This window comes from Acinetobacter sp. NIPH 542 (assembly GCF_000369825.1).
GTDB lineage: Bacteria > Pseudomonadota > Gammaproteobacteria > Pseudomonadales > Moraxellaceae > Acinetobacter > Acinetobacter oleivorans.
On record NZ_KB850203.1, the window covers coordinates 13,250 to 34,816 of the forward strand.

The following is a 21,567-nucleotide window of genomic DNA, read 5'->3' on the forward strand; positions in this document are numbered from 1 at the left end:
AGGAATAACACAATGAAATTTACTGCCGAACATGAAGCATTGCGCCGCACAGCTCGTCAATTTGTGCAAAATGAGCTGAATCCCCATATTCCAGAATGGGAAGCTGCAGGGCAATTCCCAATCCATGATGTATTTAAAAAAATGGGTGATCTTGGTTTATTAGGAATTTGTAAGCCAGAGGAAAATGGTGGTTTAGCGTTAGATTATTCCTATAACCTTGTGGTTGCAGAAGAAATTGGCTATGCCGCTTGTGGAGGAGTGCCTTTAGCCATTGGCGTTCAAACTGATATGGCAACACCTGCTTTGGCACGTTTTGGTAGTAAAGAGTTACGTGATGAGTTTTTAACACCAGCCATTGCTGGGGAATATGTGGCATCGATTGCAGTATCAGAAGTGCATGCCGGTTCGGATGTTGCTGCTATTAAAACAACAGCAAAAAAAGATGGCGATGACTATGTCATTAACGGCAGCAAAATGTGGATTACAAACTCATTGCAGGCCGACTTCTTTTGTCTTTTAGCCAATACGTCTGATGATAAACCACACGTTAATAAGTCGCTGATTATTGTGCCAGCAAAAACCAAAGGGATTAGTTTTTCAGAGCCACTTAATAAATTAGGGATGCGTTCAACGACCACAGCGCAGGTTTATTTAGACAATGTACGTGTACCACAGCGTAACTTAGTGGGTGTCGAAGGCATGGGCTTCATGATGCAAATGATGCAATTTCAGGAAGAGCGCCTATGGGCTTGTGCCAATGCGATTGGCGGTTTGGAAAATTTAATTCAAAAGACTATTGCCTATACCAAAGAGCGTACGACGTTTGGTCAGCCGCTCATCAATAACCAATATATCCATTTCCGTTTTGCCGAACTCATGACCGAAGTGGAAGCACTCAAAGCATTAACCTACCAAGCTTGTGAACAGCATATTGCTGGGGAAGATGTGACCAAGCTGGCATCTATGGCAAAACTAAAAGCAGGACGTTTAACCCGTGAAGTTGCCGATAGCTGTCTGCAATATTGGGGTGGTAACGGCTTTATGTGGGATAACCCAGCATCACAGCTGTATCGTGATGGTCGCTTAGGGTCTATTGGTGGTGGGGCAGATGAGATTATGTTGGGGATTATCTGTAAATTGATGGACATTCTGCCTAAAAAGCAGAAATAAGAATAAGGAATACACCATGAGACTTTCGACCTCTCTACAAGCTCTAGATCTTGATGACAGCATTCAATTAGAACAAGACGGCAGTATTTTATATCTCTGGTTAAATCGACCAGAGAGCCGTAATGCTATGAACTTGAAGATGGTCAATGCCATTCAACAAGTCTTTAATGCTATTCGCGATGACCTTTCAATTCGTGCGGTAATTATCCGTGGGGAAGGCGGAACCTTTTGTGCAGGTGGTGATATTAAAGATATGGCTGCTTTACGCGTTGAAGCAACTAACGTTGGTAGCCTGCAACCTTATACTGATTTTAACCGCCGTTTTGGTGCCATGCTTGAGCAAGTTGAAGCTGCTCCGCAAACAGTTGTAGTGATTTTAGAAGGTGCTGTTTTAGGTGGTGGTTTTGGTTTGGCCTGTGTTTCCGATGTTGCGATTAGTCGTGACAATACTCAGTTTGGTTTACCTGAAACAGGGCTTGGTGTGATTCCTGCACAAATTGCTCCTTTTGTGGTGAAACGTATTGGCCTGACTCAGGCGCGCCGACTTGCTTTACTCGGCATGCGTTTTGAGGGCCATACAGCACTTAGTACCGGAGTGGTTCATCAAATTGCACATAATGAAATCGAATTAGAGCAAGCTCTAGAGGAAACCATTCAACACATTAAACGAGCAGCTCCTCAAGCTTCGCGTGTGACTAAAGCACTGTTACATCGAACACTCAATGAGCCTTTGAGTGATTTACTAGATGATGCTGCACAGCAGTTTGCCCAAGCGGTTGGTGGGGCTGAAGGGCAAGAGGGAACGATGGCTTTTATCCAGAAACGGTTGCCAAACTGGGCTGATGAGCCATAAGAGATAAGGATAAAAATAATGAAATTTTCAAAAGTACTGGTTGCCAATCGTGGTGAAATTGCAGTTCGAGTCATGCAAACTGCTAAGGCAATGGGTTATCAAACTGTCGCAGTTTATTCTGATGTTGATCGTAAGGCTCGCCACGTACAAGAAGCAGATGAAGCTGTTTACATTGGGCCATCTAAAGTATCTGAGTCTTATCTCGCTATTGCCAAAATAATAGATGCATGTAAAAAAACTGGGGCGGACGCTGTGCATCCAGGCTATGGTTTTTTGTCAGAGAATACTAATTTTGCTCAGGCCTGTATTGATAATCAGATTACGTTTATTGGACCAACAGCTTCTGCAATTGAGTTAATGGGCAGTAAACGCCTTTCAAAAATTGCCATGATTGAAGCAGGTGTCCCTTGTGTACCTGGTTATGAAGGAGACCGACAAGATCTCGAATATTTAGCAGCACAAGCAGAACAGATTGGCTTTCCAATTATGGTCAAAGCCTCTGCGGGCGGTGGTGGCCGTGGTATGCGCTTGGTACAGCAGTCATCCGAGTTGACTGAAGCTTTGCAAACTGCACGTTCAGAGGCTGAAAATGCATTTGGCTCAGGCGAGCTTATTTTGGAAAAAGCAGTGATTGCCCCGCGCCATGTCGAAATTCAGGTTTTTGGCGATACACACGGCAATTATGTTTATCTGTTTGAGCGTGATTGTTCGATTCAACGCCGTCACCAAAAGGTTGTTGAAGAAGCGCCGTGTCCGGTCATGACGCCTGAACTGCGTCAGAAAATGGGTGAGGCTGCTGTAGCCGCGGCTAAAGCATGTGCTTATGTCGGGGCTGGTACAGTTGAGTTTTTGCTAGATGCATCGGGTGCATTTTATTTTTTAGAAATGAATACCCGTTTGCAAGTGGAGCATCCTGTCACTGAACTCATTACTGGATTAGACTTGGTTGAATGGCAGTTACGTGTCGCGAATGGTGAGCAGTTACCGTTAAAGCAACAAGAATTGATCTTACATGGACATGCGATCGAAGTGCGTTTGTATGCAGAAGACCCACGTCAAGATTTCTTACCACAAACAGGCCAAGTCTTACGTTGGCAGCCAGCAACATTGCCAAATGTACGAATAGATCATGGTATGTTGGCAACTGATGAAGTTAGCCCTTTTTATGACCCTATGGTGGCGAAAGTGATCGCATACGGTAAAACCCGTGAGGATGCGATTCGCTTACTTGCTCGTGCCGTAGATGATTGTGTTTTGCTGGGTGTAAACAGTAATAAACAGTTTTTGGTCAATTTACTGCGCCATCCCGTTGTTGTTGCTGGTGATACCAATACCGCATTTATTCAACAGCATTTTCAAAACGATAACAGCCTACATAAGCAGGTTCTATCTTTAGAAAATTTAGCGATTGCAGCGGCATTATTTAGCCAAAGTAAAGTAACTACGGTGTGGCAAACTGGATTAGGTGTGCCATTACCATTAAAACTTAAATATGATGATCAGCAAATTCAATTGCAGCTTTCATCTGTAAATAACACGTTTACGGCACAGCTCTGTGATCAAACAGTTTGTATTGAAGTGCTTGATAGAACGCCAGAGCAATTAGTTTATTTAATTGATGGTGTACGTCGCCGTGTGCAATATGTATTAGATGGTGATCAGCTTTACTTAGATCGAGAGAATGGCAATATTGCGATACGAAATGTGACTTATGCTGCCCCTGAAATAGCTGATGTGGCTGGTGATGGCAATATTCGTGCGCCAATGGATGGCGCTGTGGTGAATATTTTAGTTAATAAAGGTGATCAAGTCGTGAAAGGTCAAACTTTACTAGTGCTTGAGGCCATGAAAATCCAGCAACAGATTAAATCTGATGTGGATGGTGTAGTTGAAGATGTGTTAGGGCAACAGGGTCAACAAGTAAAAAAACGACAAATGTTATTTAGTATCCAAATTTAATTAAAAAAACCGCTCTATTTGAGCGGTTTTTATTTTCAATTAGAAGTCTTGATTTATTCTCCATCTGCCTCTGCAATCACTTGGCTTGCTTTTTTTAGGCTATACAATAGTTGTCCTAAAAGTACCTCTTTATTACTGAGCGTGACCATAACCATCGGGTGATGAGTTGCTGGAATAGCCGTCAGAATAGCCTTACCATTATCTGCATCTAAAGTAATGTTGTTACAGCCAGTGAGCTGAATCTCTTTTAAAAAAGCAGTGACCATTGCCAAAATTGAGCTACTCACCGCCGCTAATTTGGTGGTGTTATGGTAGTTTTTATGACTTACTGTCGCTAATTCAAAACCATCAGAAGAGCAAATCATTACAAAATCTACACCACGCGTATTCATCAAAATATTATGAGCTTCAGTTTTTGCTAGCTGTAGCAATTGTGTCGGGGCGGTGCGTTTCTGAGTTGGAATACTAAGCATGATCATTCCCTTGAGATGTTAAGCCTACTTTGATTTCAAGTGATGCAATTAATGATTCAACCATCATTAAAATTTGTTCTTGCTCGCGTGCATCAATAAAAAACAATGGATATGACAGTCCGTTTTCTTTTATCCAATGACGATATTGTTGAAGTGACGATTCTTTATTTTCGTCAACATGAGTAATACCAATCGCAATATTATCGTTATAATTTTTAAAAGTTTCTAAGTAGCTTTCTAGCTCATCAATCGGATTAGGACTATTGTGATCTAATAATAAAATAACACCGATTGCACCTTCACAAATGACCGACCATATAAAATCAAAACGGCTTTGTCCTGGGGTGCCATAGAGTCCGATTTTGATTCCATCATCTAAAGTAATTTCACCATAATCAATGCCTACAGTGGTCTGGGTTTTCTGGTGGCTTTGTACATCAGTGTTGAATGCTTCTGTTTCCAGAATTGGAATTTCAGATAACGATTTAATCGCTTCTGTTTTACCTGCCCCCATACTACCTGCAAAGACAATTTTATATTGCTGTATAATCATAACTTCCCTTAAAGACCAAAACGCCGTCTAATCTTCCCTATAAAATTTTTAAAAAAATGATTGTCTGTATTTGAATTTTCTAAATAAGAATTGGGGGCGTAAGCACATTTATTTGCAGAAATAAATTTTCCATTATTTGCCATTAAACAAGCGGTAACGAAGCGTAAAACATCATCAATTGATACGTTAAGCTGGTTCGCCACATCAGTAATTTTTGCTCCCTGTATAAAACAAGCAGAGAGTTGTAGGCTCACTTTTCTATATTCTTTTTGGTAGGGTTGTGGCCAATGATCAATTTTAAAATATCTATCTTCTGTAGCTAGATTTCCAAAGTTTTGTGAATGCCAAATCAAATTCCATAGCCAGTCCTGCAAATAGTAGTTTTTTTTACGAGACACTTTGGTGAAGTCGGAAGTTTTAGCAAAAGTGAAATTAAAGCTTTGATTGGTTTGAGTTTGTTGGCGTGATGGTTCCAACCAAGCCATCTGAGTCCTGTTATCAATAATGGCGAGTGTGCCTTTATCATCAAAAAGGTATAGTTTGGCATGTTCTGGGCTGTGCAAATTCCTAATAAATTTATCATCAATGAGTATGAGCTCATTTGATAAATCTGAAACTACAACAGTCTTCTTTTGGTTTAAATAAGATATTAGGTTTATTTGTAGCCAGTCTAATAGAGATTCTACTTTTTCTAGTGGCAGATGAAGGGTATGTTCATCTAGTTGATATCTATTTTGTGAGGGAGTTTTAGTAATTTTTAAATAAGGACATCTTTTCTTTTTAAGAATATTTTGAATATTATCTGAATCAAAAAAGTTTTCATTAATTAATAATAGATCAATATGACTGTTAGAAATATTAACCCAATTAATACTATACTCATTAGATATTAACTTTCTGATTAAAGTTTTTAATTCATCTAAAACTTTTAAGCTTAAACCAGTAGTAGCAATATTTATGTAATTCCCATCCATAGTATCACATTAAGTTTTATTGATTAATATAATAGTTTTAATATGCTTTTTATAATAAATATAAAAAGCATATCTTAGATTAATTAGCTAAAGTCTAGCTCTTTTTCAAATGACTTTAACTCATGACGAGCCATAGCCAAGTTCGATTTAGCACGATCAAGCACTAAGTAAAGGAATAAATTATTATTACTTTCTAGAGGTCGAATTAAGTGGTAAGCCTTACCCAATGTAATTAAAATGTCTTCAATATTGTCATTTAATTTCAAAGCATTGGCGATGTTTCGCTTTGCGCGAACTACTTCAGTATTTCCAGCAGCTGCCAATTCTAAATCAATTTCCCCACCACCTTGTGTTGCAAGTGATAATCCGCTTTCTGAATCAACAAGTGCAGAAGCAATAAAACCATCAATTTCAGTTAAGCTATCTAAAGAAAGTTTAGCCATGTTTTTATCTCTCAGGATTCTAAAGTTATATTTACTACTTTTTCCTAAAAGTAGTTAAAATTCATTATATTTCTGAACAATTTGAAGTCAATTAATCAAGTAAATTGAGAGGTTTCAGTTTTGGGAAAGAAGTGACGTAAAATGTCAGATTAGAAAAAATATTATAAGATTATTTATACATTATACTTTTAAGACTGCGATGAGGTTTACATTATATATTTTTAAATTTAGCTAAAGTAATTGTAATAGAATATTAATACAATATTGATTAATAAATTATTTTAATTTTAATCGAAAAAGGGGAATAAAAAATTCCCCTTTTTATAACAATGATTAAACTAAACGAGTTGTGTATAAATACAATAGAGATAACCCAAAATTGCTAAAGCAACGACAGGGGCAATAATCTTTGACCATGTAGGTACAGAACTCTCAGTAGCTTGTTCGTCAGTATGCAAATCGTCATGATGAGGTTGGGCTTGGTGAACCATTTGGTTGAACTCCTTCATTGTTGTATCCAATGATAGCTCTTCTTGTTCCACAGGTTTAGAACCAATTAACTCATTTAGGTGGTTTGTTGACCAAACCCAATCTTCTGCCTGACCTGATAAATGTTCTACTTGGCCTAAAATTAATTCTTTTAAGCCATTATGCCCAAAACCACCTGTTTCATCGAGTTGGTTAAGTTCTGCTAACTGCAAAGTTAAAATTTCAGAAATACTCTGTTCTAGCTCTGAATTTTTTAAAGCTGACTGATTATGCTTAGACGTTGTTAGATGACGAGCAACTTCTTGAATATAAAGTGGATCTGAAGTTTTGATTTCTTGATAAATCTTATTGTCATCTTGGCGCCATAAACTAATCAGTTTTCCAAGCGTAAGAATATTCACCTCATCAATCAGTTTATTTTTTTCATTAACTGGATATTGATTTAAAAGCTGAGGCTTTTGAATTTTTATCTGCTCAGCAAAGTATTGGACTAAATCAAATGCCATGCTTTCTTCCTCTAAATTTAATCTAAAATTCTTAACGTTGGTTTTTTCTTAGTTGATGTTGTTTCAATTGTTTCTTGTACTTCAGACTCTACTGTATTTTCTACAGGCGCTACATTGGCATATTCTTCAGGATCAAAAAATAAACCTTGTCCATTCTCACGTGCATAAATACCTAGAACAGCTTGAATAGGTACATAAATGTCTTTTGATGCTCCCCCGAAACGAGCAGAAAAAGTAATGGCTTCATTTCCAATAATAAGTTGATGAACAGCATGAGGCACGATATTTAAAACGATTTGGCCATCTTTAACAAATTGCTGTGGAACATCAGTATGTGGCTGTGTCGCATCTACTAATAGATAAGGAGTAAGTTGGTTATCACAAATCCATTCATAGATTGCACGAGCAAGATAAGGACGTGTAGGGGTTAAATCAATAGTTTGCTCAGACATATCACACTATTCCATATTTAATAGTTCATTGTAACGGTTTTTCTCTTGAGCCGTCATTGATTTAGCAAAAGAAGGCCTCTCAAAGATACGTTTACAATACAAAAGTATCGGTCGGCAATGCTGTTTGGGTAAATCGATTCCCATGCTATTTAATCTTAAAAAGATAGGGGCAAGCATACAGTCCAAAATTGTGAAATTTTCAGACATAAAATAGGGGAAATGCTGAAATAGGGGAGTAAGTGAAATTAAAGTTTCACGTAATTCTTTTTGAGCTTTTTGCTTTTGTTCGATATTTAAAGAATCAGCATGTTTTAACATGTGATCTGCTAACTTGAACCAGTCGTTTTCAAGTCTCCATATATATTGACGCTGCTCTGCACGCATCATTGGAGCATCTGCGTAAAGCTTACTTTGGCGATAACGATCATCTAAATATTCAGCAATAATAGGCGCTGAAAATAATTTAAGATTTTGCTCGACCAACATTGGCAATTGGTTATAAGGATTCAAACTTGCCAAATCTTCGTCTTCATGGTCAGTTATGATCAATTGATATTTGATTTGCTTTTCTGCTAATAGAAAACGAATCCAGTGAGAACGGAAATCATCAGCATGACTGTAAAGGGTAATCCCCTGAATAGAGGTGTTTTCGACCGACATATCACAAGACGACGTGGTTGAGTGAATCGATTAGGATACTAAAAATGCTCTAGGAAATCACGGTTCTAAAGAGATAGTTTGTTTATATTTATAAGTTTGCATTTTATTGTTCGATTTTCATAATAAAAAAGCCTTGGAAAAATCCAAGGCTTTTTGTCCAACTCGATAAACGAATTAACGTTTAGAGAATTGAGGACGCTTACGAGCTTTACGTAAACCAAGTTTCTTACGTTCAACTTCACGAGCATCACGAGTAACGAAACCAGCTTGACGAAGAACAGGTTTTAAAGTTTCGTCAGCAGCGATAAGCGCACGAGTAATACCGTGACGGATCGCGCCAGCTTGACCACCGATACCACCACCTTTAACAGTGATGTAAAGGTCAAACTTTTCAGTAACTTCTAAAAGTTCTAAAGGTTGACGAACAACCATACGAGCAGTTTCACGACCGAAATATTGCTCTAAAGTACGGTTGTTAATAACGAGTTTGCCTGTACCAGCAGACAAGAAAACACGTGCAGTTGCGGTCTTACGGCGACCTGTACCATAATTAGTAGCCATGTGCTGTATCCCTTAGATGTCCAAAACTTGTGGCTGTTGAGCAGCATGCGGATGCTCAGTACCAGCGTACACTTTCATTTTTTTGATCATTGCATAACCAAGAGGACCTTTTGGTAACATGCCTTTAACTGCTTTTTCAAGAACAGCTTCAGGCTTGTGAGCAATTAACTTCTCGAAGTTAGTCTCACGGATACCACCAGGGAAACCAGTATGGCGATAATATTTCTTATCAAGCGCTTTTTTACCAGTCACTTGAACTTGTTCAGCATTAATCACAACGATGTAATCGCCAGTGTCAACGTGAGGAGTATAAGAAGTTTTGTGCTTACCGCGTAAACGACGAGCGATTTCAGTCGCAAGGCGACCTAAAGTTTTGCCAGAAGCATCAACAACATACCAGTCATGTTGAACTTCAGCTGGCTTAGCGCTGAGAGTTTTCATTAAACCACTACCTATTATAGTTGGTTTGGACTATGGAATCTGTCCAAACAAAAGGAGCGAGCATTCTAAACGAGTTTGTTCAAAGTCACAAGAAAAATCCAGTTTAAGCCACATAATTTAATCCATAAACCGATGAATGTGGGATATGTTAAAATCAAACAAATTTTAGTTATGTGTCTGGGGTGATTGTGCTGCCTTTATATGTCACTTCCGGTGAGCCGGCTGGTATTGGTCCAGATATTTGCTTGAGCTTGGCTCAGCGAGTTGATGAACGTCCTGTTGTTGTTTTGGGTGACCAAAATTTATTAGAACAACGTGCCCAGAAACTAGGGGTAGATATTCAATTTATAGAATATACGGGACAAGCTGAATCATCGTCTTCTGGTGAGCTTTATATAGAGCATGTACCTTTAGAAACGGTGGTTGTTGATGGCCAATTAAATTCAGCTAATGCTGCTTATGTATTAGAACAATTACGCCGTTCAGCTGATTATGCCATGTCTGGTAAAAGTGTTGGGGTAGCTACGGCACCAGTGCAAAAATCGGTCATTAATGATGCAGGCATTTTGTTTAGTGGTCACACTGAATACTATCAAGAATTTGCAGGGGTAGAGCGCGTTGTAATGATGCTTGCAACCAAGACTCTGCGCGTTGCTTTAGCGACTACGCATTTGCCTTTAAGGGATGTTGCCGATGCAATTACCAAAGAACGGTTACATCAAGTCATTGATATTTTAATACATGATTTAAAAACTAAATTTAAGATCATTGATCCGCGCATATTGGTGTGTGGCTTAAATCCTCATGCGGGGGAAGATGGCTATTTGGGCCGTGAAGAGATTGATACCATTAATCCGGTACTTGAAACTTATCGGGCACAAGGAATTAAAATGAGCCTAAGCCTGCCTGCGGATACCTTATTTACCCCTGAGCATCTTAAAAATGCTGATGCTGTACTCGCTATGTACCATGATCAAGGTTTACCTGTGTTAAAATCACAAGGGTTTGGTGAGGCCATCAATATTACATTGGGTTTGCCATTCATTCGAACTTCGGTCGATCATGGCACTGCATTGTCTTTGGCTGGGACTGGTTTGGCAAAAAGCTCAAGTTTAAATGTCGCTGTCGATTTAGCGTTATCTTTGGCAGCGAGCTAAATTTTTCATGTTGGAAATGTTATATGTATCAAATTAATGCCCTAAACCCGAAAGATGAAGGGCATAAAGCTCGTAAACGTTTTGGTCAAAACTTCTTACATGATCAGCGAGTCATTGCCAAAATCGTGCGCTCGGTGAATCCGCGTGCGGGTGAAAATGTTGTTGAAATTGGACCTGGTTTGGCTGCTTTAACTTCTCCTTTAATTGGAGAGTGTGATGCATTAACAGTGGTTGAGCTAGATCGTGATTTAGCAGCAGGCTTGCCAGAACGCGTTCCACATCCTGAACGTTTAACTATTATCGAAGCTGATGCATTAAAATATGATTTTAATGAACTGGTAAAAGATGGTCGACCATTACGTGTAGTTGGTAATTTACCTTATAACATTTCAACTCCATTACTTTTCCACCTTTTGGAATTTGGCAGTAAAGTTAAAGACATGCACTTTATGCTGCAAAAAGAGGTAGTTGAACGTATTACTGCCGAACCAAACACAAAAGAATATGGGCGCTTGTCGGTAATGATTCAGTATTATTGCCAACCTACATTTTTATTTGAAGTACCAGCTGGTGCATTTAACCCGCCGCCTAAAGTAACGAGTGCTGTTTTCCGCCTTGTTCCATATGAACAAAAACCAATTATTGCAAAAGATGAAAAAGCTTTAGCTCGTTTGGTTGCTCATGTATTTACCCAACGTCGTAAAACCCTAAGAAATAGTCTAAAAGGTATGATTGCTGAAGATGGCTTTGAAAAAGCAGGCGTTGATCCAATGGCTCGTCCAGAAACGTTAACACTTGCTCAATTTGTTGCTTTAGCTGATCAAATGGTGGCATAAATGACTAAACGTTTTAATTATGTGATTGGCGATGTACAAGGGTGTTTTGAAGCTCTTAAAGCCTTACTTAAAGAAATACGTTTTGATCCAGACCAAGATTTTTTATGGTTTGCGGGTGATTTGGTCGCTCGTGGCGAAAACTCAGTAGGTGCCTTACGTTTTGTTAAAAAACTTTCTGATCGCGGCGCTGCTGCAACTGTACTCGGAAATCATGATCTGACTTTAGTGGCTGGCGCGCGTGGTTTAAAAGAGTTTAAAGAAAAAGATCGTACGCAAGACGTTATTGATGCAATTGATGGCGATGAGTTAATCGACTGGTTGCGGAAACAACCTTTATGTTTATTCCCAAATGAGCACACAATTCTTACTCATGCAGGCATACCTTGCATTTGGGATGCACAAAAAACTGCAACGCTTGCAAAAGAGGTTGAGTCTGTACTCTCAAATCAAGATTTATCTGTATTGGACGCTTTTTTGGCAGAAATGTATGGTTCAAAACCAGATTTGTGGGAAGACGACTTAACGGGTTCAGCTCGTTTACGTTGTATTACTAATTATTTGACCCGCATGCGTTTAACCAACGCAGAAGGGGCTTTAGAGTTCAGTTTTAAAGATGCTCTAGATGCGCCAATGCCAGAAGGCTATTTACCTTGGTTTGAATTTCCGAGCAAAGCGGCACAAACTCATCAAATCATTTTTGGCCATTGGGCTGCGCTCGAGGGCAGAACCATTAATGATCAGATTCAGAATATTGATGGTGGCTGTGTCTGGGGCAGAAAATTAATGGCTTATCGCCTTGAAGACAAAGAAATCTTTGCTGTTGAAAATCCAGTGATGTAATAAAAAAGCCGCATAAGCGGCTTTTTTATTTTTAACTTTTATTCTACGCGTAACCAAATTTGGTTACGGCCTAATGCTGAAACGCCAAGATATCCACGCATATGAAGACGTTTACCAGTTGCACTGAGTTTTGCTTTAAGCCCGTAAACTTTACCAGTATTAGGATCTAAAATTTTCCCACCTGTATAATTAAGATCATCTGTTTGTTTTAAGCCGGTTGCAATATCTAATCCTATAATTGGTTTATTGGTATACGGCGAAGGGCAGTTATCACAAATCTCTTTAGGAGTATAACCTGGGCGTGGTGTAACTTTGATAATCTTTCCGGCATATGTCCCATTTGCTTCTTTTCGTATTTCTACCTGTGCTTTGGGAGCACCAGTTTTATCATCAATTGTTTGCCAAAGACCTGTAATGTCTGCTGCAAATGTAGCAGTGTTGATCCCCAGTAAGAGCAGAGCTCCAATCAAAATTTTCCCCATGATTAAAAATCCTTTTAACATTGAAAGGTCATCTTATTTCGAATTGATATACCGTTCAATGTTTATTTAATAGGCTTCTTAATTATGGTGTGCCAAGTGACAACATTAATGTAGGCAGCCAAATTGCAGTAAATACGCCGTTTAAAGCCATACCAAATGCAGCGTAGCGACCTGCAACAGGTCCGCGTTGCCACGCTTGAGCTGTTCCTATGGCATGCGCAGCTAAACCTAAGGCTAATCCAGATGCTCTTTCATCATGAATATGTTTAAGTAAAAATGGTGAAAAAGCTGCTCCAATAACGCCAGATAAAATAACAATAAGCGTTACCAGCGTTTCAGGAGCATGCAATAACGTTGCGATATTTAAGGCGATAGGGGTAGTCACCGCACGGGTCGCAAATGCAAGAATGGTAGGTTCAGACATATGTAACAAGTAAGCTAGACCCATAGGCAAAGCAACGGCGCTAATACTTGCAAAAAGTAAAATTCCAATGACTGATTTAATTGGAAGATCATCGTAACGCATTGCAGCTAAAGGAATGGCTAAGGCTACTGTGACATAACCTAATAGATGACCAAATAAGTCATTCACATAAAGGCGATACTGTTCATAAGGAACTTGTAAAATTGAAAGTAATGCAATGACAATAAACATGCCGAAAACTAAAAGTGGAACTTGTGGAAAGCGTCGGTTTAAAGGTTTTGCACACAGATAACCAATGAGTGTAATCAAAAAACCATAGAAAATCGTAAACATTTTATTCTCCTTATAACCAACGTTTTGCCATTTTTGCATAGACCCACAAAGGTATAAGGGTGCTGACCACTAAAACAAAAAGGAATAGTGGAATTTCTTTACCCATATGCACCAACATAATTAAGGAGCCAGCACAAACAGGTAAAAAAGCAAAACCACTTTCTTTCATGATTTTATTATTCGTATCGACTATTCGAAGAGGGATTTTTTTGAACTTTCTCCAAATAATCAAAACAGTGAGTAAGCTGATTAACCCGACCAGATTACCTAATTCTGGATGACCAAAAGCACGCATGACGATGACAGAGCCTTCACGAAAACCAATAATGAGTAGTAAAGTTGCTACCCATGCTGTCCAGTCTATACTTTTGATCTTATCCATATTTTTTATCTCTAAAAGTTTACTTATCGAGTTTTAACTGATCTCGCCCTTGATTTCAAATTCTTCCAATGGCCGCTTAAATTGATTAGCACGTTCTCCCAAGATTTCTTCTAAGGGCAGTTTTGCTTGGCGAATAAGCTTTTCCAGCTTATGTGGTGCAATACGTACATCAATATGTAATAAGCCTGCATCATCGTAGTGTTCAGACTCAATTACATTTAAGGCATAAAGCTGTGTGCGAAATTTGCCATAAGCAGGTTTAAGAATTAGAGAAAACTTTTGAATTTGCCCCATTAAACATTCTTGTACTGCTTTTTGAAGTAACTCTAGACCAAGGCCTGCGTGAGCAGAAACATAAACTCGATCTGGTACGTGTGGCTCAGCATAAACAATTTTGGCTTCTTCACCACTCAGGTCAATTTTGTTGTATACCCGAAGTACGGGAGCATCTGCACCAATCTCTTTTAATACGCCTTCAACTGCTTCAATTTGATCAAGCATGTCATGACTATTACTATCAATGACATGTAGTAAAAGCGTGGCTTCTAGAGTTTCTTCAAGTGTTGCTTTGAAAGATTCAATTAAATCGTGCTGTAAGTTTCGTACAAAACCTACCGTATCTGCGAGCACGACAGTACCAATACCATCCCATTCCAAACGACGTAATGTTGGGTCGAGTGTTGCAAACAGTTGATCGGCTGCGTAGACATCACTTTTCGCTAAAATATTAAATAGAGTCGATTTCCCAGCATTGGTATAGCCTACTAACGACACAGTTGGAATGGCTGCCTTTTGTCTTGCAGCACGTCCTTGTATACGGGTTTGATGTACCTTTTCTAATTTATCTTTTAATTGGGCAATACGTACACGAATGAGACGACGATCTGTTTCTAGTTGCGTTTCACCCGGGCCACGTAATCCAATACCACCTTTTTGTTGCTCAAAGTCGGCTGACCAACCACGAATAAGGCGGGTAGATAAATGTTTAAGCTGTGCAAGTTCGACTTGTAATTTACCCTCATGCGTACGGGCACGCAGGGCAAAAATATCTAAAATTAATCCTGTACGATCAATGACTCGGCATTTTAATATTCTTTCTAAATTTCGTTCTTGAGCGGGTGACAAAGCATGGTCAAAAATCACCAGACTTGCTTCTAGTTCCTGAACTCGCTCTGCAATTTCTTCGACTTTTCCTGAACCAATAAAAAATTTAGGATTGGGTTTATTTCGCTGAACCTTAATATGTTCAAGGATATCTGCACCAGCAGACTGTGCAAGTAGAGCAAACTCTTCGGCATCCAGATCATCTAATAATTGTACTGAAACACTCACTAAAATTGTGCGTTCACCGCCTTGATGCCGATCAACATATTCCACGTGGTTGTAAATCCTGAAAATGGGAAAACTTTATTCTAGATGAAACTTATGCAAAAGGGGAAAGCGTTTGTTCTTATCCTTTAGATTAGTTAAATGCTGTTAGAGGTGTCTGAATTTATTTTTTTCCCATTCTCTATCATCAATGCAAGTTTATTCTGAAACGTATAGAATGCTCGAGATGGGTATAACAATGATTGATCGTTAGTGAAATTTTATGGCTCAAACGCAAAGTATAGTTAATTCAACGTTAAAGAAATTATCAAAAATAGGTTTGTACGGAAAAAAAGTCACTTCGGCTACCGCTGCAATTAGTGAAGGTTTTTATTTAGTTTATCGACACGGCCTTTATAAAGATCCTAATAATCCGGTCAATACACGCTATGTTCAATATTTTTGCCGCCGTTTATGTCAGGTTTTCAACTTAGATGTAGAAGTACACGGAACAATTCCTAGAGAACCTGCTTTATGGGTAAGTAATCATATTTCTTGGCTAGATGTTGCTGTTTTAGGTTCAGGAGCCCGTGTTTTCTTTCTTGCTAAAGCTGAAATTGAAAATTGGCCCATTTTAGGCAATCTAGCTAAAGGTGGTGGAACTTTATTTATTAAGCGTGGATCTGGTGATTCCGTTAAAATTCGTGAGCAAATTACCGAATTCTTAAAACAAAATATTCCTGTACTGTTTTTTCCTGAAGCGACCACTACAGATGGACATTCCGTTAAGAAAGTACATGGTCGTTTGCTCGGTGCTGCTATTGAGGCTCAACGCCCAGTACAGGTATGTTTAATTTGTTATGTAAACCGTTATGGACAATTAGATACAGTTGCGCCATTCATTGGCGACATGTCATTTGCTGAACATATTCAACGCGTACTTGAAATGCCGAAAGTAACAGCTCATCTATTAACTTTGCCTCCAATTTCAGTGGAAGGGCATGATGTAAAGAGTTTAACGCGTGAAGTTCAAGAAAAAATGGTAGAAGGTTTGGCTCAACTACATCAGAAAGTACTTAAGCCAAAAAATTAATTACATAAAACCTTCAAGTGGCAGCCATGAAAGAAATTTCATGCCTGCTTTTTGCCACCATTTCATCTCGGGTTCTTGTTTATAAATTAAAGGGCCATTGGGAGTTTCTTGCTGCCAATAAATATGATTATTAGAGTCAAGCTTTAGCTTATAAGCATATTTATTTAAATTTTCGTCCATCGTATGGTGAATTGTTTTAGCCAATGACGGGCTATCTAAAATTACACCAATTTCAGTATTTAAATAAGCTGAGCGTGGATCAAAATTAAATGAACCAATAAAAACCTGTTCATCTAATGCCATCAGTTTAGTATGTAAGCTTGAGCGGCTTAATCCTTTCATGTTTACTTTTGCTTTAGTGGCAAGCTCATCTGTATTTTTATTTAAATCTCTTTTATCTGGTGTAGGTAAAAATTCATAAAGTTGTACGCCGTTTTTAAGCAGTTCTTTACGGTATTTGCCATAAAATGCGTGTACAACAGCAACATCATTTGCTTTAAATGAGTTAGTTAGAACGCGTACTTCCACACCTTCTTTAGCAAGCGTGCTTAAAATTTTAGCGCCTTGTTTTTCAGGAATAAAATAAGCTGAAATTAAATCTACGTTGCTTTCTGGTTTTTCCAGATGGTTAATTAACTGGAAATTTAAGTGCTCTTCTTTTTTTGCCTTTGATTTGATTTTATCAGGCGAGTCTTTTACGACTTCTGCTTTAACCCAGTCGAATTGAATATTGTGATTTAACCATTTATCAAATGCATGTGATTTTGCAGTTAAATTTAAAAAGTTTTGAACAGTTGCTTGTTGGTAATGAGCTTCGAGTTGCTCTTTTAATCCTTCATAGCGTAAACGGTGCTGCTCTGGACTTACAATACTTTGAACTGAATAGGCGTATTCATGATTCCAGTAGTCATCAAAAGAATTCACAATGTCATCAACCGCAGCACCGACCAACATCACATCGACATCAGAAAATTGATAGCTATCGCTTACATTGTAATATTGATTTGTCATGTTACGTCCGCCAATAAGAGCAACCTCATTGTCGGCAATAAAACTTTTATTGTGCATGCGACGATTGATACGTTTTAAATCAAGCACCATATCCATCGCACGATATTTGCGGAAACGGTAGGGGTTAAAAAGCTTAACTTCAATATTTTTATGCTGAGAAAGAGCGAGTAAAATCCCTTCCATTTTTTTTGCATTATTGTCATCAATAAGAAGTCGGACTTTTACTCCGCGATCAGCTGCTCGAATAATGGCGTGTAAAGCTAAAGCTCCAACTTTGTCATTATCCCAAATGTAATATTGTAAATCTAAAGTCTTTTCAGCTTTATCGATTAATCTTAGGCGGGCTGCTAGAGCCTCTAATGGATCATTTAAGACGTGGTAACCCGTTAGCTTTGGGTTTTGCTGACGTAAGGGAGTAATAATTTGAGCAAGTGAAGTCTCTGATGTATCGATATCATTTGCATATTCTAATGGTTCAACACCATGTTTTGGCAGAGTACTACATCCTGTCAAACCCACAGCAAAACTAGAACATAGGACTATAGAGGCTTTTATCAAAAAGCTTCTAGCTTGTTGATTCGTTTGAAGCTGTTTGGAATGAGAGGATTGTGCCATAATCAGTACATACGATAACGTGAGCTAGAGTATAATTCGTGCATATTGAAAGATAAATATTGAATTTGATTACTAGCAATCAATAGAAGATAAGTCGAGAGTCGTAATGTGGAATCCAAATTCAATTATTTTTTGTTTTTACTTTATTTTTTCAATACTTGCTCTATGGGGAATTTCTGAGGCTTGGATTCATCAATCTCGGACCGAGACGATTCATCCATTTAAAGCTTTTGTGCATTTACTCGCATTTTATCTCTCTTATCTACTTATTCCTCTCTGGTTTTTTAATTTATATGCTGCTTGGATTGGTTACTACTCAATTCATCAAGGTATTTTTATCTTTTTCTTAAGTGGTGTTTTAATTTATGCCCGATTTATTGAGCCTCATCTAGTCCGTGTCGATACTCATCAATATCGCTTAAATCCAGATCGTAGTTTTAATAAGCCAGTCAAAGTAGCGCTAATTGCAGATTTACATATTGGTTTATTTTCAGGTCATGAACGTCAACTCAAAACCATAGTTAGAAAATTAAATGAACAGCAACCAGATTTAGTGGTTGTGGCTGGTGACTGGACATATGAACCAGAAGATCGACTAATTGAAGAGTTAAGTGTTTTAAAAGAAATTCAGGCGCCTGTTTACTCTGTTCCTGGAAATCATGATGAGCAATATCCTGGCCCACCGATTCAACAATTATTAAAAGATGCTTTATTTTATAATGAAGTTGTTGATATCGAAGGAAAGATCGTTGATTTTGAAGAATTCCGTCTCATTGGTATTGGTGATCTTTGGGCTGGAAAAACAGATATGCGTTCCATGCCAGATTTACCCCAAGACAAACCTTGGTTAATTTTGTCTCATAATCCAGATACGGTCGATATGGTGCCTAAATTACCGAATCGTCCATTAATGTTATCAGGACACACACATGGAGGGCAGGTGGAGCTCCCATGGCTGACTAACTATATTATGAAAAAAGTATCAATTTTAGGTCACAAACGTGGATTTTACTCTCACGAACATGCAGATGTCTTCGTTACCGTTGGCACAGGAATGGTCGGAATTCCTTTACGTTTTAGAGTGCCGCCAACCATTGATATTATTGAGTTAGTTTAAAATAAAAAAGCCAATCACAGAGGATTGGCTTTTTTTATGAATTAAACTTGCTTATGGAATAACGACAATGGCAACACGTCGGTTAATCGCACGATTTTCATTGGTTGTATTTGGAACATAAGGTTGTGTTGAACCACGACCAATCACGTAGATATTTTCTTTTTTAAATCCACGAGCTAAGAAAAGGTTTGCTACACTTTGTGCACGCTCTTCAGACAGCTTTTGATTATAAGCAGCATCACCAACATCATCAGTATGACCCACAATTTTCAATTTATTTAGGTCATATTTATTCAATTGATTTGCTAGACGTACTAACTCAGCTTCATGACTTTGTTTTAACTCTGCATTATTAAAGTCAAATAACAAACGTTCTGGTAAACCTAAAGTCCATCCTTCATCGGTAAGAACGAAACCTTCTTTTTTGAGTAATTTTACCTGACGATATTTTAATGGACCAAAACTCAGGCACCCTGCAAGAGTAATGCATAACAATGCAATAAAGGAGAGTTTTAGAGATCTTGTATTCATAGATTAGCCTAAATTTAATTTTCAGGTTTATAAATAAACCAGTGTTCATCCGAATTTTTAGCCTTATACATTGCTTGGTCTGCTTGCATAATGAAATCTTCGGGGCTAGATGCAAATTGTGATAAAGCAATACCTACACTAAAACTGAAGTAAATCGTTTGACCATTCAGATGCAAAGGTTCTTTACAGCTTTCGAGTAAATTTTCAGCAATAGATATTAAATGATCAGCATGACTAATGGAATGCAAAATGACAGCAAATTCGTCGCCGCCTAATCGTGCAATAAAATCTTGATGACGTAGACGAGTTTGCAGACGATTCGCCATTTCTTTTAAAACTTCATCTCCAGCTAAATGGCCGAATTGGTCATTAATTGCTTTGAAGTTGTTGTTATCTATAAATAATAACGCCGACTTGTTATCAAAACCCTTATCTTCAAACATGTCTAAGAGAATCTGATAAAAATAATGTCTATTAGGCAATAAGGTGAGTTGGTCATGGTGAGCCTGAAAGGATAATTTACGATTTTCCTTTTGTAGCTGGTTATCCCATATCTGAATTTCTTCAAGTAACTCATTAAAAACGGTATTTAAATCTTGAAATTCTTTAATTCGATTATAAGGAAAACGAAGATTATAAGCTTTTTGTTCACTTACAATTTGAGCAATATTAGTAAGTGGATAAATAGCCTGCATAATTTGACGATAAGTTAAGTTTACTGACCACCACAAAGCACAAACAATAAACAACATCGCAATTGCCAGCCCTACCATAATCATTTTGAGGAACTGCAATATTTTTTCGGAACTACCAAAAAGCGTGAGTTCACCTACATTTTGCTCGTGATGATAAATTGTAAGATGAACGGGTTCATTTAGAAACCAATGATCAAACCATCCCTCTAAAATTGAAGTCTGACTTGATAATTTAAAACTTTGTGCAATTAAATGATGTTCTGAATCATAAATATGAATAGTACGAATTGAATGGTCATTCGTATATTCATTCAAAATCTGCTCAATCGTAATTTTGTCATTAAATACAACTGCAGGCTGAATACGCTCTAGTAGCGTATGGCTAAGCAATTGTAAATTTTGTTTGGCGTAAGTTTCCATTGTAAAAACAGAAATCGATACAAACGTAAAAGAGCAGATAAAAAAAGTAATTGCAAAAATAGTAAATTGAGATTTTCTAAATAATGCATGCAATGAAGTGGATTGATACAACTTTGATATCATAATCCTTACTCCGCATTCTTAGCCAAGAGTAATACTCTCGGATCAATATGAACTTTGGAGTGACTTAAAGCATCTAAGTTAACTTTAAAGGTAGTGTAATTATTTTGATTATATAAACAAAAGATACTTCCAATTTCGCACTCTGGATTATTAATGCTTAAAGAAAGTAAAGAACGGTAAGGATAGTTCTGAATAAGGCTTTGTTGTTGTTGGGGCGAAGTCGTAGAAAAATAAACGGCCTGACAATGTGACCGAGCAAAATCTTTCGCGTTTACAGTTTGAACACGATAATTATAAGACATTTGCTGGATATAAGATTGAAACGTAGATGTAATAGAGGGATTATCAATAATACAAAGAGTAGGAGTATTTACATTCTCCCACTTACTGTAGCTTAGAATAGATAAAGTAAGTACATAGAAGTTATGTTTTGAATTGGCATAACAAGGCCCACTCGTAGCAAACACTACAAGTATGCAAACAAATACTTTTTTAGCGAACTGCCACATGGTGAGTTAATGCCAAACTATTGCACGAATAATCTATTCTACATGAAGTTGATAAAGTAAAAAAAGTTTAATATCTCATCTAAAGTTGACCAAAAAGGCTAAAAAACGAACATGTGGTAATATTAAATTAAAAAAGGGGTTGTCAAAGGATATTAAT

Annotated in this window: 25 protein-coding genes; 8 read left to right on the plus strand and 17 right to left on the minus strand. The window is 37.9% G+C overall.

Translation table 11 applies throughout. The features are described from left to right. The first annotated feature begins 12 nt into the window (after window positions 1-12). From F886_RS00915 to F886_RS00925, 3 genes are read left to right on the plus strand one after another with little or no spacing between them, the layout of a single operon-like run. Window positions 13-1,170 (plus strand): acyl-CoA dehydrogenase family protein, encoded by a 1,158-nt coding sequence (locus F886_RS00915; protein WP_005299875.1) that lies wholly within the window; start codon window positions 13-15, stop codon window positions 1,168-1,170. 16 nt (window positions 1,171-1,186) lie between these two features. Further along, on the plus strand, window positions 1,187-2,023 hold the full coding sequence (locus F886_RS00920; protein WP_005299878.1) for an enoyl-CoA hydratase/isomerase family protein: 837 nt from the start codon (window positions 1,187-1,189) through the stop codon (window positions 2,021-2,023). An 18-nt stretch (window positions 2,024-2,041) separates the two neighbouring features. Beyond that, window positions 2,042-3,982, plus strand: a complete 1,941-nt coding sequence (locus F886_RS00925) for an acetyl/propionyl/methylcrotonyl-CoA carboxylase subunit alpha (protein WP_005299879.1) — start codon at window positions 2,042-2,044, stop codon at window positions 3,980-3,982. A 53-nt stretch (window positions 3,983-4,035) separates the two neighbouring features. Here the strand turns inward: F886_RS00925 and F886_RS00930 are convergent, their stop codons facing one another. The 9 genes from F886_RS00930 to rplM form a co-directional block, all read right to left on the minus strand. Beyond that, window positions 4,036-4,455: a roadblock/LC7 domain-containing protein gene (locus tag F886_RS00930; RefSeq protein WP_005299882.1), complete on the minus strand. Its 420-nt coding sequence runs from the start codon at window positions 4,453-4,455 to the stop codon at window positions 4,036-4,038. Further along, entirely contained in the window at window positions 4,448-5,008 is a 561-nt protein-coding gene (locus F886_RS00935) for a GTP-binding protein (protein WP_005299886.1), read from the minus strand. Before F886_RS00935 ends, F886_RS00930 begins: the two co-directional genes overlap by 8 nt. A gap of 8 nt (window positions 5,009-5,016) precedes the next feature. After that, window positions 5,017-5,982 (minus strand): hypothetical protein, encoded by a 966-nt coding sequence (locus F886_RS00940; RefSeq protein WP_005299889.1) that lies wholly within the window; start codon window positions 5,980-5,982, stop codon window positions 5,017-5,019. 83 nt (window positions 5,983-6,065) lie between these two features. Continuing rightward, entirely contained in the window at window positions 6,066-6,425 is a 360-nt protein-coding gene (locus tag F886_RS00945) for a roadblock/LC7 domain-containing protein (RefSeq protein ID WP_005299893.1), read from the minus strand. A gap of 338 nt (window positions 6,426-6,763) precedes the next feature. After that, entirely contained in the window at window positions 6,764-7,420 is a 657-nt protein-coding gene (locus F886_RS00950) for a hypothetical protein (protein ID WP_005299896.1), read from the minus strand. A 17-nt stretch (window positions 7,421-7,437) separates the two neighbouring features. After that, window positions 7,438-7,872: a ClpXP protease specificity-enhancing factor gene (locus F886_RS00955; RefSeq protein WP_005299900.1), complete on the minus strand. Its 435-nt coding sequence runs from the start codon at window positions 7,870-7,872 to the stop codon at window positions 7,438-7,440. Window positions 7,873-7,878: 6 nt separating this feature from the next. Continuing rightward, window positions 7,879-8,532 carry a glutathione S-transferase N-terminal domain-containing protein gene (locus tag F886_RS00960; protein WP_005299902.1) on the minus strand — a complete coding sequence of 218 codons (654 nt, stop codon included), beginning with the start codon at window positions 8,530-8,532 and terminating at the stop codon, window positions 7,879-7,881. A 174-nt stretch (window positions 8,533-8,706) separates the two neighbouring features. Beyond that, window positions 8,707-9,093 (minus strand): 30S ribosomal protein S9, encoded by a 387-nt coding sequence (rpsI, locus tag F886_RS00965; RefSeq protein WP_002048725.1) that lies wholly within the window; start codon window positions 9,091-9,093, stop codon window positions 8,707-8,709. A gap of 12 nt (window positions 9,094-9,105) precedes the next feature. Then, a complete protein-coding gene (gene rplM, locus F886_RS00970; RefSeq protein WP_003656097.1) occupies window positions 9,106-9,534 on the minus strand; it encodes a 50S ribosomal protein L13 in 429 nt (142 codons plus the stop codon). A gap of 173 nt (window positions 9,535-9,707) precedes the next feature. Between rplM and pdxA the strand changes: the two genes are divergently transcribed. Genes pdxA through F886_RS00985 form a run of 3 tightly spaced genes read left to right on the plus strand, consistent with a single transcriptional unit; the run spans window position 9,708 to window position 12,367 of the window. Beyond that, window positions 9,708-10,691 (plus strand): 4-hydroxythreonine-4-phosphate dehydrogenase PdxA, encoded by a 984-nt coding sequence (gene pdxA, locus F886_RS00975; protein WP_005299906.1) that lies wholly within the window; start codon window positions 9,708-9,710, stop codon window positions 10,689-10,691. Window positions 10,692-10,714: 23 nt separating this feature from the next. After that, window positions 10,715-11,527, plus strand: coding sequence for a 16S rRNA (adenine(1518)-N(6)/adenine(1519)-N(6))-dimethyltransferase RsmA (rsmA, locus tag F886_RS00980; RefSeq protein WP_005299908.1), 813 nt, complete (start codon window positions 10,715-10,717; stop codon window positions 11,525-11,527). Then, window positions 11,528-12,367 (plus strand): symmetrical bis(5'-nucleosyl)-tetraphosphatase, encoded by an 840-nt coding sequence (locus F886_RS00985; RefSeq protein WP_005299911.1) that lies wholly within the window; start codon window positions 11,528-11,530, stop codon window positions 12,365-12,367. Window positions 12,368-12,405: 38 nt separating this feature from the next. Here the strand turns inward: F886_RS00985 and F886_RS00990 are convergent, their stop codons facing one another. The 4 genes from F886_RS00990 to hflX form a co-directional block, all read right to left on the minus strand. After that, the gene (locus F886_RS00990) at window positions 12,406-12,849 is read right to left on the minus strand and encodes a DUF2147 domain-containing protein (RefSeq protein WP_005299913.1); all 444 of its coding nucleotides are present in this window, start codon (window positions 12,847-12,849) and stop codon (window positions 12,406-12,408) included. An 82-nt stretch (window positions 12,850-12,931) separates the two neighbouring features. Beyond that, entirely contained in the window at window positions 12,932-13,606 is a 675-nt protein-coding gene (locus F886_RS00995) for an LrgB family protein (protein ID WP_004796315.1), read from the minus strand. A gap of 10 nt (window positions 13,607-13,616) precedes the next feature. Then, window positions 13,617-13,988 (minus strand): hypothetical protein, encoded by a 372-nt coding sequence (locus F886_RS01000; protein ID WP_005299915.1) that lies wholly within the window; start codon window positions 13,986-13,988, stop codon window positions 13,617-13,619. 33 nt (window positions 13,989-14,021) lie between these two features. Beyond that, complete coding sequence (gene hflX, locus F886_RS01005; protein WP_005299917.1) at window positions 14,022-15,365, minus strand: ribosome rescue GTPase HflX; 1,344 nt, start codon at window positions 15,363-15,365, stop codon at window positions 14,022-14,024. 214 nt (window positions 15,366-15,579) lie between these two features. Between hflX and F886_RS01010 the strand changes: the two genes are divergently transcribed. Then, window positions 15,580-16,389: a lysophospholipid acyltransferase family protein gene (locus F886_RS01010; RefSeq protein ID WP_005299920.1), complete on the plus strand. Its 810-nt coding sequence runs from the start codon at window positions 15,580-15,582 to the stop codon at window positions 16,387-16,389. Here F886_RS01010 and F886_RS01015 read toward each other — a convergent pair whose 3' ends face one another. Further along, entirely contained in the window at window positions 16,390-18,015 is a 1,626-nt protein-coding gene (locus F886_RS01015) for a phospholipase D family protein (RefSeq protein WP_005299922.1), read from the minus strand. It abuts the gene before it with no gap. A 106-nt stretch (window positions 18,016-18,121) separates the two neighbouring features. Between F886_RS01015 and F886_RS01020 the strand changes: the two genes are divergently transcribed. Next, window positions 18,122-19,132 carry a metallophosphoesterase gene (locus F886_RS01020; protein WP_004796324.1) on the plus strand — a complete coding sequence of 337 codons (1,011 nt, stop codon included), beginning with the start codon at window positions 18,122-18,124 and terminating at the stop codon, window positions 19,130-19,132. Between the two features lie 51 nt (window positions 19,133-19,183). On the opposite strand, the gene F886_RS01025 is transcribed toward F886_RS01020, so the two are convergent. The 3 genes from F886_RS01025 to F886_RS01035 are packed head-to-tail and all read right to left on the minus strand — an operon-like array spanning window position 19,184 to window position 21,410. Continuing rightward, window positions 19,184-19,663, minus strand: a complete 480-nt coding sequence (locus F886_RS01025) for an outer membrane lipoprotein YfiB (RefSeq protein WP_004796325.1) — start codon at window positions 19,661-19,663, stop codon at window positions 19,184-19,186. A 14-nt stretch (window positions 19,664-19,677) separates the two neighbouring features. Continuing rightward, the gene (locus tag F886_RS01030) at window positions 19,678-20,901 is read right to left on the minus strand and encodes a diguanylate cyclase DgcN/YfiN (protein WP_005065229.1); all 1,224 of its coding nucleotides are present in this window, start codon (window positions 20,899-20,901) and stop codon (window positions 19,678-19,680) included. 5 nt (window positions 20,902-20,906) lie between these two features. Then, entirely contained in the window at window positions 20,907-21,410 is a 504-nt protein-coding gene (locus F886_RS01035; protein ID WP_004796328.1) for a regulatory sequestration protein YfiR, read from the minus strand. Between the last annotated feature and the right edge of the window lie 157 nt (window positions 21,411-21,567).

What these genes read in the sequence shown, in the direction of transcription:
- F886_RS01030 (WP_005065229.1), bottom strand. Translation starts at nt 20,901, where the DNA reads ATGATATCAAAGTTGTATCAATCCACTTCATTGCATGCATTATTTAGA.
- F886_RS01035 (WP_004796328.1), bottom strand. Translation starts at nt 21,410, where the DNA reads ATGTGGCAGTTCGCTAAAAAAGTATTTGTTTGCATACTTGTAGTGTTT.
- F886_RS01010 (WP_005299920.1), top strand. Translation starts at nt 15,580, where the DNA reads ATGGCTCAAACGCAAAGTATAGTTAATTCAACGTTAAAGAAATTATCA.
- F886_RS00920 (WP_005299878.1), top strand. Translation starts at nt 1,187, where the DNA reads ATGAGACTTTCGACCTCTCTACAAGCTCTAGATCTTGATGACAGCATT.
- F886_RS00940 (WP_005299889.1), bottom strand. Translation starts at nt 5,982, where the DNA reads ATGGATGGGAATTACATAAATATTGCTACTACTGGTTTAAGCTTAAAA.
- rplM (WP_003656097.1), bottom strand. Translation starts at nt 9,534, where the DNA reads ATGAAAACTCTCAGCGCTAAGCCAGCTGAAGTTCAACATGACTGGTAT.
- F886_RS00990 (WP_005299913.1), bottom strand. Translation starts at nt 12,849, where the DNA reads ATGGGGAAAATTTTGATTGGAGCTCTGCTCTTACTGGGGATCAACACT.
- F886_RS00930 (WP_005299882.1), bottom strand. Translation starts at nt 4,455, where the DNA reads ATGCTTAGTATTCCAACTCAGAAACGCACCGCCCCGACACAATTGCTA.
- F886_RS01025 (WP_004796325.1), bottom strand. Translation starts at nt 19,663, where the DNA reads ATGAATACAAGATCTCTAAAACTCTCCTTTATTGCATTGTTATGCATT.
- rpsI (WP_002048725.1), bottom strand. Translation starts at nt 9,093, where the DNA reads ATGGCTACTAATTATGGTACAGGTCGCCGTAAGACCGCAACTGCACGT.
- F886_RS00950 (WP_005299896.1), bottom strand. Translation starts at nt 7,420, where the DNA reads ATGGCATTTGATTTAGTCCAATACTTTGCTGAGCAGATAAAAATTCAA.
- F886_RS00955 (WP_005299900.1), bottom strand. Translation starts at nt 7,872, where the DNA reads ATGTCTGAGCAAACTATTGATTTAACCCCTACACGTCCTTATCTTGCT.
- F886_RS00915 (WP_005299875.1), top strand. Translation starts at nt 13, where the DNA reads ATGAAATTTACTGCCGAACATGAAGCATTGCGCCGCACAGCTCGTCAA.
- F886_RS00945 (WP_005299893.1), bottom strand. Translation starts at nt 6,425, where the DNA reads ATGGCTAAACTTTCTTTAGATAGCTTAACTGAAATTGATGGTTTTATT.
- F886_RS01000 (WP_005299915.1), bottom strand. Translation starts at nt 13,988, where the DNA reads ATGGATAAGATCAAAAGTATAGACTGGACAGCATGGGTAGCAACTTTA.
- rsmA (WP_005299908.1), top strand. Translation starts at nt 10,715, where the DNA reads ATGTATCAAATTAATGCCCTAAACCCGAAAGATGAAGGGCATAAAGCT.
- F886_RS00995 (WP_004796315.1), bottom strand. Translation starts at nt 13,606, where the DNA reads ATGTTTACGATTTTCTATGGTTTTTTGATTACACTCATTGGTTATCTG.
- F886_RS01020 (WP_004796324.1), top strand. Translation starts at nt 18,122, where the DNA reads ATGTGGAATCCAAATTCAATTATTTTTTGTTTTTACTTTATTTTTTCA.
- F886_RS01015 (WP_005299922.1), bottom strand. Translation starts at nt 18,015, where the DNA reads ATGGCACAATCCTCTCATTCCAAACAGCTTCAAACGAATCAACAAGCT.
- F886_RS00935 (WP_005299886.1), bottom strand. Translation starts at nt 5,008, where the DNA reads ATGATTATACAGCAATATAAAATTGTCTTTGCAGGTAGTATGGGGGCA.
- F886_RS00925 (WP_005299879.1), top strand. Translation starts at nt 2,042, where the DNA reads ATGAAATTTTCAAAAGTACTGGTTGCCAATCGTGGTGAAATTGCAGTT.
- F886_RS00960 (WP_005299902.1), bottom strand. Translation starts at nt 8,532, where the DNA reads ATGTCGGTCGAAAACACCTCTATTCAGGGGATTACCCTTTACAGTCAT.
- F886_RS00985 (WP_005299911.1), top strand. Translation starts at nt 11,528, where the DNA reads ATGACTAAACGTTTTAATTATGTGATTGGCGATGTACAAGGGTGTTTT.